Source organism: Polynucleobacter wuianus, from assembly GCF_001659725.1.
GTDB lineage: Bacteria > Pseudomonadota > Gammaproteobacteria > Burkholderiales > Burkholderiaceae > Polynucleobacter > Polynucleobacter wuianus.
This window is the reverse complement of sequence record NZ_CP015922.1, coordinates 265851-278027: the sequence shown is the minus strand read 5'-3', so window position 1 is coordinate 278027 and position 12177 is coordinate 265851. Positions and strand designations below refer to the sequence as shown.

The window sequence follows — 12177 nt, the reverse complement described above, 5'->3', positions numbered from 1 at the left end:
ACCTTATGGCTGGCTCCACAATGCGCAAATCAAAACGTCGGGCAATGGCCGACATCAACGTCGTTCCCTACATCGATGTCATGTTGGTGTTGCTGGTGATCTTCATGGTCACCGCACCGATGGTTAATCCTGGTGTTGTTAATCTACCAACCGTTGGCGGCGCCAAGGTGCAATCCTTACCACCCGTCTTTCTAACGATTGACGCCAACGAGAATGTCATCGTTCGTAAAGATGGCGAGCCCGTCCAAACCCTAAACCAATTTGAGCTCGGCGCCTTTGCAAGAACGCAAGCAGAGAAATCTGCTGAGCAACCCGTAGTACTTGCCGCAGACAAATCTATCAAATATGAAACTGTGATGAACGTCATGTCTAAACTCAAAGAGAATGGCGTCAAGCGTGTGGGTCTTGCTGTCAAGAGTCAGTAAGGCGTAAGACTCGCTCAGATCATCTATGAATAGCGCATCTACTGTTCAATCATCTCTTTCTCCATTTAAGAGAGGACGCTTTACCAAAGAGGAAAGCACAAAACGCGCATTTACTTTTTCGTTAATTGCTCACTTAGGCTTGCTCGCATTTTTAGTGATTGGTATTAGTTGGAATAACAGCACTCCATCTGGAGTTGAAGTTGAGCTCTGGGATTCTGCTCCTCAAGTTGAGACTCCACCAGAGCCAGAACTCAAAACAGTTGTTAAAGAAGAGGCTGCGGATATTGCAGTCAAGAAAAAGAAAGTTGAAAAAGAGCCTCCCAAAAAAGAGGCGCAGTTAAAAAAAGTAGAAACACCTAAAGCAGTGAAGCCTCCTCCACCAAAAGAGAAAGAAAAGCCAAAGAAGGAAGAACCTAAAAAAGCAGAGCCTCCTAAAGCACAGTCACCTGCAGAAACCAAAGCAAATGCAGCAGCGGAAAAAGTTCGTGCTGATCAATTGGCACGGCTAAGAGCTGCTGCTGGCGCTGAGGGTGGCAGTGGAGGCACAGTCGGTAGTGGCGTTGGTGGCGGTGGGAATGCGCCCCCAGGCTGGACTGACAAAGTCATTAAGAAGGTCAAACCCCTCATCGTCTTCAATCCAGAATCTATCAGCGGCAACCCTGCAGCGGTCATTCAGGTCAACCTTGCGCCAGATGGTGTCATTCTGAGTACGAGCGTTTTAACTTCCAGTGGTAATCCAGGCTGGGATCGAGCTGTGCTTCTAGCCCTTTCTCGTGCAGAAAGCCTGCCTAAAGATGACAATGGCAAAATTCCCCAACGCGAAGTCAAATTGACCTTTAAACCTAAGGACTAAAGCATGTTGCAGTTGATCAAAAGAATAGTTTTGAAATTACGTTTCTTAGGCATTGTAATTACTACCTTAACTCTTGGGGTAGTCAGTCCAGTATTCGCGCAAATGAATATTGAAATCACTGGTGTTGGTCAATCGCTTTATCCAATCGCTGTCATGCGATTTAAAGATGAAAACAAATTACCCACAAGCGTTACTGAAATCATTCGTCAAGACTTAGCGCGCAGCGGTTACTTCAAAAATACTGAAAACGGTAATGCGGTTGAGGGCGACGATGGTACGCCAAACTACAAATCCTGGGCAGCGCGCGGGGCTGATGCTTTAGTAGTAGGCTCAGTGATGCAAACTGGTAATGACCAATATGAAATTCGTTACAAACTCTTTGACGTTCGTAAATCACAAAGCTTAGGCGGCTTAAATATCAACTTGAGCGCGGATAATTTGCGCGCAGCAGCGCACAAAATTGCAGACGATATTATTTTCAAACTTTTAGGTGAACGCGGCGTCTTCTCTACCCGTCTCTCTTATGTCATCAAGGATGGTAAGCGCTATCGCTTGGTTATCTCTGATGCTGACGGCCAAAATATTCGCAATGCTATGAATAGCGGAGAACCTATCATCTCCCCATCATGGTCGCCTGATGGCAAGAAAGTGGCGTACGTTTCTTTCGAAGATCGCAAACCAGTCATCTATGTTCATGAGCTCGCCACCGGACGTCGAATTTCGCTTTCCAATCAAAAGGGAAACAATAGTGCGCCAGCATGGTCACCTGATGGTCGAAAGTTAGCAGTCTCACTCTCAAAAGACGGCAATACTCAAATCTACGGTATCAATGCTGACGGAACTGGTTTACATCGTTTGACCCGAGGCAGCACCATTGATACCGAACCACAATACTCTGCAGATGGTCGCTATATTTATTTCACGAGTGATCGTGGCGGCAATCCACAAATCTATCGCATGAGTGCCGAGGGTGAACAAGTTGAAGGTGCAAAACGCGTTACTTTTAAACAAGGTTTTGTCACCTCACCCCGAATTTCTCCAGATGGAAAATATTTAGCCTATATCGCCAATATTGGTGGTGCCTATCGCCTCTATATTCTAAATTTGGCTACTGGTGACTCTCAAGCATTAACCGATGGCACTAGTGATGAATCCCCATCCTTTGCTGCAAATGGACGCTATGTTCTCTACTCAACGAAAGTAGGTGGCAAACGCGTCTTAGCAGCAGTCTCGGTAGATGGCAACTCTAAGCAGGTATTGAGCATTCCAGGATCTGATGTACGTCAGCCTTCCTGGGGTCCCTTCATGGACTAAAAACACCCTTTTTGAGGGTGAAATAGGCATTTTTGATGCTCTTGAGGGCATAATATTAGCTATTGGCTATATGCCCACTGATTTACAGATCAATTTCATTACTGAATTTGTAGGAAAAGGAAAATCATGAAAGTTTCTATCGCACGCCGTGCAGCCACGTTTGCCCTGATTGGCGCTACTGCATTTTTGATGGCGGCTTGTTCAAGCGTTAAGTTAGACGACACTGACGGCGCTAACGGAAGCGGTGGTAGTGGTAGCTTTGGCTCACAACCATGGAACGATCCTAAGAGCCCACTCTTTGAGAAGAGCGTTTACTTTGGCTTTGATGAGTACACAGTGCAGACTAAATATCAAAAGATGCTGTCTGCGCACGCTAGCTACTTAAAAGCAAATCCAAAACAAAAGATCATTATTCAAGGCAACACCGATGATCGCGGTACCGCAGAATACAACTTGGCCTTAGGTCAACGTCGTTCAGATGCTGTCCGTAAATCATTGAACTTGATGGGCGTTTCTGATGACCAAATGGAAGCGGTGAGTTTTGGTAAAGAAAAACCAAAAGCTGAAGGTGACACCGAATCAGCTTGGGCTGAAAATCGTCGTGCTGACATTGTTTACATTACGAACTAAATGCAGATTTCTTCACACCCTTTTAAACAAACGCTCTCACGAGCGTTTTGTTTAAGTGCCGCACTAATTTGCTTAGGCGCATCCAATAGCGCATGGGCATTATTCTCAGACGACGAAGCCCGCAAAGCCATTCTGGACTTGCGCAAATCCTTAGCCACTACGCAACTTGAGCTCCAAAGCCAAATCGACAAACTCAAAACTGAGAATGCAGAACTTCGCGGAAAAGTAGAAGAGCTTGAAAAGCAAGGGGAAGATATCTCTTCTAGCCAGAAGACTTATTACCAAGATTTAGATACTCGCCTTGGCAATTTTGAACCACGCACAATCACCATTGAAGGGGTGAGCGGCACAGTTCAGCCTGGTGAGAAAAAAGCCTACGACGATGCGCTCAAAGCATTTCAGGCGGGCAACTTGAAAAAGGCTGAAGATAGTTTTGCTGCCTTCACTGCCAAATACCCTAAAAGCCCTTACCTACCACTCGCGCTCTACTGGAGCGGCAACAGCAAGTACGCTAATAAAGATTGCGCTGGTGCGATCAGCCAGCTCCAAAGTCTGATTAAGCGCTACCCAAATCATCCACGTGTTCCTGCAGCAATGGTGACCTTAGGCAATTCTCAACTTGAGAGTGGCAATAAGGCGGCTGCCAAAAAGACGTTCAGCGAGATCGTTGCAAAGTATCCTGATACTGAAGCTGCTAAAGATGCGCAACAACTTCTTGCTGCCACTAAGTAAGCAACACCTACTTCATGTCTAAGCTGTCTGCCGCTTTTGAAAATCTAGCACCACGCATACCTGGTGCGCCTGCGGTGATTCTATTTTCAGGCGGCTTAGACTCAACAACAGTCTTAGCACTTGCCAAAGACTTGGGATACACCCCTTATGCTCTGTCAGTAGGCTACGGCCAGCGTCACTCATCTGAATTGGCTGCAGCAAAACATATTGCCAAGCAAGTTGGTGTTGCTCGCCATGAAGTCGTTAATCTAGATTTGACGCGTTTTGGTGGTTCAGCATTAACCGACTCATCGATTGCCATTCCAATCGTCCCAAGCAATGATCAAGAAATCCCTGTCACTTATGTACCTGCTCGCAATACGATTTTGTTATCACTTGCTTTAGGTTGGGCAGAAGCATTAGGTGGTTTAGATATTTTTTACGGTGCGAACTCGGTAGACTACTCTGGGTATCCAGATTGTCGTCCTGAGTACGTAGCCTCTTTTGAAGCTATGGCTAACCTAGCCACAAAGGCTGGCGTAGAAGCTATTAACAATGAAAATCGCTTCAGAGTTCATGCTCCAATTATTAGCCTTACCAAAGCAGAAATTATTCAGCTAGGCAGCACCCTTGGGGTGGATTACTCCCAGACCGTATCTTGCTATCAAGCGAATGATTTAGGTGAAGCCTGCGGAGAATGCGAGTCATGTCGCCTTAGGCAAGCCGGCTTTAAGCAAGCCAATGTAAGCGATCCCACTCGCTATCGTAAAAACCAATAAACCAGCAATCGTTGGGGTTTACTTAGCCTGAGTCTCAAGCATGCGTGCAACGTAGCGTGCAATCAAATCTACCTCTAGATTCACTGCATCACCTTGCTTGAGATTACCCAGTGTTGTGCTTTGCAGGGTATGTGGAATTAAGTTGATATCAACAATACAGGCATTAGCACTCTCTTCCGTTTTGTTAACAGTGAGCGAAACACCATTCACAACAATAGAACCCTTATAAGCTAAGAATGGGGCTAATTCTTTTGGGGCTTCGATTCTCAATAGCCAAGAACCGTAGGAATCTTGAGCCACTGGTGCAAAGTGCGCTACCTCACCCACACCATCAACGTGACCACTAACTAAATGACCCCCAAGTCGATCATTAAGTCGAAGCGCTTTTTCTAAATTAACTGGGCCAACTTTATCTAGACCAACCGTTTTATTCAAAGACTCACGAGAAATATCTAAAGCAAAAGTATTGCCATCAAACTGGGTTGCCGTCATGCATGCGCCCTGAATTGCAATACTGTCGCCTAGCGCAACATCATCCAAATAACCTGATGGTACTTCAATGATCAAGTGCAGGCCGTCGCCCTTAGTTTGAGCGCTTTTGATTTGACCTATGGCAGTGATGATTCCAGTAAACATGTGACGATTTTAGTTTGTATTTAACGCTTTATCAGTCTGAGCCTGAAATCATCGCCAATCAAGCATTGATCAATGACTTTCCAGTCTTGGCGCGAGTTTAGTGAATTTAGGTTGGGCACGTTTGCCATACCAATACCTTCACCGATAAAGAATGGGGCGTAATAGAGCAAAAGCTCATCTACGCAGCCTTCTCTGAGCATCGAACCGTTAAGCTTAAAGCCAGACTCAACATGGATCTCATTCATCTCAAGCTCTTTTGCTAGATAAGCAAAGAGTTTTGGTAGATCGACTTTTCCAAAATTGTTGGCCATGGCGATTACTTCAATGCCACGAGCTTCGAAAGCTTTGGCTTTTTGTTGACTATCTAGACTATCTACATTTGCGCAAACAATGATGACGCCAGATTGATCAACATCATTCAGAATTTTTGCTGTTAATGGAGTCTCCAATTTAGAATCTACGATAATTCGCCACGGCTGACGTTGTGTTTGAACGTCTCTCACATTAAGGATGGGATCATCCTCTTTAACAGTGCCTACTCCAGTCAGGATTGCACAAGCTTGAGCACGCCAATGATGTCCGTCTGCCCTGGCGAGGGATCCAGTAATCCATTGACTCTCGCCATTTGGCAGAGCCGTTTTTCCATCAAGGCTTGCAGCAATCTTCAAACGCACCCATGGTAGACCACGAGTCATCCTAGATATAAATCCGCGATTTAAAGCCTGAGCTTCCGATGCCATTAAGCCGCATTGCACTTCAATACCAGCAACTTTTAATTTTTCCAAACCATTTCCTGCAACTAATGGGTTTGGATCATCCATTGCAGCAATCACTTTTGCTGGCTTTGCAGCAATCAGGGCATCAACACAGGGTGGCGTTCGGCCAGTATGACAACATGGCTCTAAGGTGACATAGATTGTCGATCCTGTAGGATCTTTTCCGATAGCTTTTGCATTGGCTAAGGCCTGAATTTCAGCATGAGGCCCACCAACTTGTTGCGTAAATCCTCGCCCAATGACTTGACCATCTTTCACAATGACACAGCCCACCCGAGGGTTAGGGTTAGCTAAATAAAGTGCTTTTTGAGCCTCGGCTAAAGCCTCGCTCATCCATTGGCGATCAAGAGCGGTGTACATGGGTCTATTAAACCATTCAATGGCAACGCTTTGCATCTCTAGAGGGATCACAGATACGCCAACGCCCACCACTAGCCAATATCAGTTGGCGCTCCAAGTATGGAGCCCTGCTATGACCCAAGATCAGGCGGTTCGCCACAAATCCGCCCTGAGCCGTCTTGGCTGCACCTGCAGGATTAAACAGAATCCCCACTTTGCCTGTGTGTGGATCAGTAAAGTGCCTGCCCCCACCCTTAAAGAAAATAGGCTTGGTCCCATCCTGAGAAAACCATATCTTATTCATGCATGAGGGTTTGCTGGTCTTGCCTACGCAGCCGCTAGTAATAATCCATCCAGACTCCCATTCGCCACTCAAGCGTGGCTCCAGCCTCACGGGCTCACCCAAATGCAATGCTTGCTGACGAGCAAAATGATTGTGAGCAATAAACCGTCGTGCAACAAATTCTATTTCACGGATGGCAATTTGCTCTTGAAGCAATGGCATTGCGACTGTTGAGGTAATCGCAGTAATTAAAACTACCGCCATCAATTCCAGCAAACTTGTGCCTGACTCACCATAGACATTTTTACTCAAATGCTTGACGCCAATTTAGTCGAGTGACTACACCTGATTTTTCATTCAAAAGCACATGTATTTGAATGCTTGGTTTTTCTTTACTAGAAATCAGCCACTGATTCTTTCCGGCTGGCTGAATGAAGCAATGATTTTCTGTTAATAAAGATAAATTAGTAATATTTTCCTCACACTGAAGAACCGATTTTTCTGTGGCCATAAATCGATCTTGTGCATGCTCAATTGTTTTTACCTCCATCACGCGTAATACTGTTAATCGCTCTAGATACATAATCAATGATGAGCACAAAAGTAATAATGAAATCACCCACGCCAAAATCATGGGAGATTTCTGGTAGTGAAGGTTCGCTCGAATTCTTTCTGAATAGAGACGCCATCGGTCATCTCTAGTTTCACCCTAAAGGCCCTCCGACCTTGATCCATAAGGGGTTGTAACTCATCAATTTTTAGGGCATTGACACCATTCATCAGGGTTGTATTTTGTATTCGTCCTTGTCGATCTAATGACTGACATATGAGTGATCCCCCATTTACTTTTATACCCTTTGACAATCCAGCCTGCCTATCTACCTGAAAACCTTGGAGGGCCAAATTTTGTTTTGTTCGATCACTTGTTAAAACATTGCCAATACAATCAAAGTCCACGCTATCCGATAACTCATACCTAACTACTAAAGTATCAGACCCCTGGTAACCGCTTCTTTTACGAATCTCAATTGGAGAATTCATATTTTTCTGATTGCCAACTAGTTGGATGGACTTCACATTTTGATAACCCGCCATTCGAATTGCGCGACCAATTAACTCTAGTGCGCGCTCTGCTTCCGAAATGAGGGCATGCGTTTTTTCATATTGAATTTGTTTAGTCAATAAATCAGCACTAGTTTTTAACAGTGGATTTAGTAGTAGGGTGCAAAGAGCGATTCCGACCAGACACTCGAGAAGATTCATGCTTAATAGCCCTAGAATAAATATTGACTCTCGCTTGCTCAGTAAGTTCATACGAATCAAACGTTTGCCTAAGTTGCAACCGTTTGTTTTCTTGCTGGACTAAGCGAAGAGCTAATCCTTGATAAGCCCCAATTGAGGTCATCCAGACACCCAAAATGAGGCTCATGGCCACCAAAACCTCTAATAAGATGAAACCGTTTGGTACATTTGGGGTAGCAAAGCGCATACGACATTTTCTAGGGCATTCAAAAGGACTAAAACAGGACTTGGAGGCTCTTGCCGTCAGAAAAGGAGAAAATTGCGGTAAGGGACTGCCAGCGGGGCTAACGACAATTGCCTGCTCAGCTTAAAATAGAAGGCTATGCCAAATACCCTTGCCTCTACAGAAGAAATCATTGCCGAGCTACGTGCCGGCCGAATGGTCATTCTCGTCGATGAAGAAGATCGGGAAAATGAAGGTGATTTGGTCTTGGCTGCTGATCATGTAAATGCAGAAGCAGTCAATTTCATGGCCAAGCACGGACGAGGACTCATCTGTCTTACTTTGACTCGTGAACGCTGCCAGCAGCTCAATTTACCTTTAATGGTGCGTGATAACGGTACCTCAATGGGAACCAATTTCACAGTCTCGATTGAGGCTGCAACTGGCGTAACCACTGGCATATCCGCAGCAGATCGCGCCCTCACTATTAAGACTGCTGTAGCGCCCAATGCAAAACCAAACGACTTAGTGCAACCAGGTCATATTTTTCCTTTGATGGCCCAACCAGGCGGCGTACTCATTCGCTCTGGCCATACTGAAGCGGGATGTGATCTTGCCGCAATGGCAGGCTGCTCTCCAACATCTGTAATTTGTGAAATCATGAAAGATGATGGCAGCATGGCTCGCTTGCCGGACTTGTTAGAGTTTTCAAAAGAGCATCAACTCAAAATTGGCAGTATTGCTGATTTGATTAAATACCGAAGTCAACACGAAAGCATTGTGGTGCGAGAAGGCGTTCGTGAATTCATCACTCCATGGGGCAAGTTTGAGGGCATTGTTTATCGCGATACTCCAAGCTCATGCATTCATATTGCGCTTGTTCACGGCAAACCCTCCGAAGAACAAGAAACTTTAGTGCGTGTTCATGAGCCCGTCACCGTTCTTGACTTTTTAGACTCCAATGTCAGCACCCACTCTTGGCCGTTGGCACAGGCTCTACAGCAAATCGCTGTCGCCCCAGCAGGGGTTGCAGTTCTACTCAATGCCTCGGGTATTGCAGCGCCTAATGTCGAAGATTGGCTGGCGCAGTTTCAAAAACTAAACCAGTCAACTGATGAAGTAAAAAAACCCCTTGCTCGTAAAACCGATTTCCGTAGTTACGGTATTGGCGCCCAAATCTTAAAAGATATCGGCGTTGGCAAAATGCGCTTGCTAGCTAACTCAAGTCCTGTACCTAGCCTTTCAGGTTACAAACTAGAGGTTACTGGCTACACTCCGTATCAACCCAAGTAAGAGCCTAAATAATATTTTTCTTATTACAAGATCATCATGACCGATTCCAACAATAATTTTGTAGGCGTACTAGAGGCAGACCTGAATGGCCAAGATTTACGCATTGGCATTGTGCAGGCTCGCTTCAATAAAGATCATTGCATTGCCCTGACAAATGCCTGTATCAGCGAATTAATTACTTTGGGCGTCTCTCAATCAGACATTAAATTGGTTACCGTTCCCGGCGCACTTGAAATTCCTTTTGCACTTCAAAAGCTAGCTGAAACAGGCGAGTTTGATGGGCTTGTTGCTTTAGGCGCCGTGATTCGTGGTGAGACTTACCATTTTGAATTGGTTTCCAACGAATCCGCTTCAGGCATTACTCGCATTTCAATCGACTCTGGTTTGCCAATTGCCAACGGGGTATTAACCTGCGATACCGATGAGCAAGCACAAGTACGAGTGAATGTGAAAGGCGCCGACTGTGCCAAGGCTGTTGTAGAAATGGCCAATCTTGCGTTAGCACTAACTCCCGATATTGATTTCGAAATGAGCGATGGTGAAGAGTAAATATGACTAAATCAACTCTGAACCCATCCCATGCTATTAAAAATAGTAGCGATGGTAAGCCCGCGGCACCAAAGCGCTCTCTGACGCCACGTCGTCGCGCTCGTGAATACGCCCTTCAAGGCGTATATCAAAGTCTAGTTGTGCGTCGTGCAGGCAGCCTACCGAATAGCGCAGCTATTGCCAAACAATTGGCAGAAGACCCAGCCTTCAAGCGTTGTCAACTTGATCTTTTTAATGGTATTTTTCAGGGCGTTTTAGATCGTACCGATGAATTAGAAGCCATCATTACCCCTGCGCTTGACCGACCTATAAATGAGCTATCGCCAGTAGAGCATGCTGCCCTGCTGATCGGCACCTATGAATTAGCTGCCGACCTCTCAGTGCCATATAAGGTAGCGATTAATGAGGCTGTAGAGCTTGCTAAAACATTTGGTGGCACCGATGGTCATAAATACGTTAATGGCGTTTTAGACCTCTTGGCACAGAAGCTACGTACTGCCGAGACACAAGCAGGCTAGATCCTGTAATTTTGTCATCTGGAGTGATAAGCCCTTCGAGCTATAGCTTGTGGGGCTTTTTTATTTCTAGGGATAAAATCATTCTGAATAATGCATACCCCTCTGATCGGAAAAGTTCATCATGCAAAAAATTGATATTCGTAATCGTCTAAAAGACCCGAGCCTATTCAAAGAGCAGGCCTTTGTTAATAACGAATGGGTTAAATCAAGCGCGGATACCTCTTTCCCAGTAAATAATCCAGCCACTGGCGAGATCATTGCCCAGGTTACTAACTTAAGTGCTGCGGATGCAGAGAAAGCCATATCCGCTGCCGATCAAGCCCTGCCGAAATGGAAAACCATGACCGGCAAAGAACGTGCTGGCCTCATGCGCAAGTGGTTTGATCTCATTTTGCAAAATAAAGAAGATCTTGCCATCTTGATGACTTTGGAACAGGGCAAACCACTCACTGAATCCACTGGTGAAGTAGTCTACGGTGCATCCTTTATCGAATGGTATGCAGAGGAAGCCAAACGAGTTTCAGGAACGATACCAACCACGATTTGGGGTGATAAGCGCTTCATGGTTCTGAAACAGCCTGTAGGTGTTTGTGTAGCCATTACACCCTGGAACTTTCCGAATGCGATGATCACCCGCAAAATTGCGCCAGCTATGGCAGCGGGCTGCACGATTGTCATCAAACCAGCCGAGCAAACACCACTGTCGGCCCTAGCACTCGCAGAGCTTGCAGTAAGAGCAGGCATCCCAAAAGGCGTCATCAATATTGTCACAGCAGATGCCGATCAATCGATTGCTATCGGCAAAGTGCTATGCGCATCACCAACAGTTCGGCATCTTTCCTTTACAGGCTCGACTGAGGTGGGTCGCATTCTCATGGCACAGTGCGCGCCAACCGTGAAGAAGCTTGGCCTAGAATTGGGTGGTCATGCCCCTTTCATTGTCTTTGATGATGCTGATGTTGATGCTGCCGTCGCAGGAGCCATTGCATCTAAGTATCGTAACTCTGGTCAAACCTGCGTATGTGCAAACCGCATTTATGTTCATCAAAAAATCCATGATGTCTTTGTCGAAAAATTTGCCAAAGCTGTTCAAGCAATTAAAGTTGGCAATGGCATGGAAGCTGGGATCTCTCAGGGGCCTCTGATTGATCAAGCGGCATTCGAAAAGGTGGAGCGTCATATCGCCGATGCACTGAGCAAAGGCGCGAAGTTAGTCACAGGCGGAAAACCATCTCCTTTAGGCGGGACTTACTACGAGCCTACCATTCTAGACAATGTTAGCAATGACATGCTCATCACTTACGAAGAAACTTTCGGACCGGTTGCGCCAATTATTAGCTTTGAAAGTGATGAAGAGGTAGTGAAGCTAGCTAACAACAGTCAGTATGGCCTAGCATCTTACTTTTATAGCCGTGATATCGGCCGTATTTGGAAGGTTGCAGAAGCACTGGAGTATGGCATGGTTGGCGTCAACAGCGGAATCATCGCCAATGAAGTGGTGCCATTTGGCGGGGTAAAACAATCTGGCTTGGGTAGAGAGGGTAGCGTCTTTGGCATGGATGAATACTTAGAGCTAAAGTACGTCTGCATCACGCTTTAATACTTC

Annotated in this window: 15 protein-coding genes; 10 read left to right on the top strand and 5 right to left on the bottom strand. The window is 45.7% G+C overall.

Annotation, left to right across the window (positions count from 1 at the left end; genetic code table 11):
* The first annotated feature begins 5 nt into the window (after window positions 1-5).
* The 6 genes from tolR to queC all read left to right on the top strand — a co-directional run bounded on the left by tolR (window position 6) and on the right by queC (window position 4712).
* A complete protein-coding gene (tolR, locus tag A8O14_RS01480; RefSeq protein ID WP_068947887.1) occupies window positions 6-425 on the top strand; it encodes a protein TolR in 420 nt (139 codons plus the stop codon).
* Between the two features lie 25 nt (window positions 426-450).
* Entirely contained in the window at window positions 451-1278 is an 828-nt protein-coding gene (locus A8O14_RS01475) for an energy transducer TonB (protein WP_068947886.1), read from the top strand.
* Window positions 1279-1281: 3 nt separating this feature from the next.
* On the top strand, window positions 1282-2592 hold the full coding sequence (gene tolB / locus A8O14_RS01470; protein ID WP_068947885.1) for a Tol-Pal system beta propeller repeat protein TolB: 1311 nt from the start codon (window positions 1282-1284) through the stop codon (window positions 2590-2592).
* 126 nt (window positions 2593-2718) lie between these two features.
* Window positions 2719-3222: a peptidoglycan-associated lipoprotein Pal gene (gene pal / locus A8O14_RS01465; RefSeq protein WP_068947884.1), complete on the top strand. Its 504-nt coding sequence runs from the start codon at window positions 2719-2721 to the stop codon at window positions 3220-3222.
* On the top strand, window positions 3223-3954 hold the full coding sequence (gene ybgF / locus A8O14_RS01460) for a tol-pal system protein YbgF (protein ID WP_082913066.1): 732 nt from the start codon (window positions 3223-3225) through the stop codon (window positions 3952-3954).
* A gap of 14 nt (window positions 3955-3968) precedes the next feature.
* Window positions 3969-4712, top strand: a complete 744-nt coding sequence (queC, locus tag A8O14_RS01455) for a 7-cyano-7-deazaguanine synthase QueC (protein WP_068947883.1) — start codon at window positions 3969-3971, stop codon at window positions 4710-4712.
* A gap of 18 nt (window positions 4713-4730) precedes the next feature.
* Here queC and A8O14_RS01450 read toward each other — a convergent pair whose 3' ends face one another.
* Genes A8O14_RS01450 through A8O14_RS01430 form a run of 5 tightly spaced genes read right to left on the bottom strand, consistent with a single transcriptional unit; the run spans window position 4731 to window position 8009 of the window.
* Window positions 4731-5348, bottom strand: coding sequence for a riboflavin synthase (locus tag A8O14_RS01450; RefSeq protein WP_068947882.1), 618 nt, complete (start codon window positions 5346-5348; stop codon window positions 4731-4733).
* A gap of 20 nt (window positions 5349-5368) precedes the next feature.
* Window positions 5369-6484: a bifunctional diaminohydroxyphosphoribosylaminopyrimidine deaminase/5-amino-6-(5-phosphoribosylamino)uracil reductase RibD gene (ribD, locus tag A8O14_RS01445; RefSeq protein WP_068949659.1), complete on the bottom strand. Its 1116-nt coding sequence runs from the start codon at window positions 6482-6484 to the stop codon at window positions 5369-5371.
* A gap of 16 nt (window positions 6485-6500) precedes the next feature.
* Window positions 6501-7058 (bottom strand): GspH/FimT family pseudopilin, encoded by a 558-nt coding sequence (locus A8O14_RS01440; RefSeq protein WP_228385090.1) that lies wholly within the window; start codon window positions 7056-7058, stop codon window positions 6501-6503.
* A complete protein-coding gene (locus A8O14_RS01435) occupies window positions 7051-7380 on the bottom strand; it encodes a hypothetical protein (RefSeq protein ID WP_068947881.1) in 330 nt (109 codons plus the stop codon). The genes A8O14_RS01440 and A8O14_RS01435 overlap by 8 nt, the downstream gene beginning before the upstream one ends.
* Window positions 7377-8009 (bottom strand): hypothetical protein, encoded by a 633-nt coding sequence (locus A8O14_RS01430; protein ID WP_082913065.1) that lies wholly within the window; start codon window positions 8007-8009, stop codon window positions 7377-7379. The genes A8O14_RS01435 and A8O14_RS01430 overlap by 4 nt, the downstream gene beginning before the upstream one ends.
* Window positions 8010-8370: 361 nt before the next feature.
* Between A8O14_RS01430 and ribBA the strand changes: the two genes are divergently transcribed.
* The 4 genes from ribBA (at window position 8371) to A8O14_RS01405 (ending at window position 12171) form a co-directional block, all read left to right on the top strand.
* Window positions 8371-9504, top strand: coding sequence for a bifunctional 3,4-dihydroxy-2-butanone-4-phosphate synthase/GTP cyclohydrolase II (ribBA, locus tag A8O14_RS01420; RefSeq protein WP_068947878.1), 1134 nt, complete (start codon window positions 8371-8373; stop codon window positions 9502-9504).
* A 36-nt stretch (window positions 9505-9540) separates the two neighbouring features.
* Complete coding sequence (gene ribH / locus A8O14_RS01415; RefSeq protein ID WP_068947877.1) at window positions 9541-10053, top strand: 6,7-dimethyl-8-ribityllumazine synthase; 513 nt, start codon at window positions 9541-9543, stop codon at window positions 10051-10053.
* Window positions 10054-10055: 2 nt separating this feature from the next.
* A complete protein-coding gene (gene nusB, locus A8O14_RS01410; RefSeq protein ID WP_068947876.1) occupies window positions 10056-10571 on the top strand; it encodes a transcription antitermination factor NusB in 516 nt (171 codons plus the stop codon).
* A gap of 121 nt (window positions 10572-10692) precedes the next feature.
* Window positions 10693-12171: an NAD-dependent succinate-semialdehyde dehydrogenase gene (locus tag A8O14_RS01405; protein ID WP_068947875.1), complete on the top strand. Its 1479-nt coding sequence runs from the start codon at window positions 10693-10695 to the stop codon at window positions 12169-12171.
* The last annotated feature ends 6 nt before the right edge of the window (window positions 12172-12177 follow it).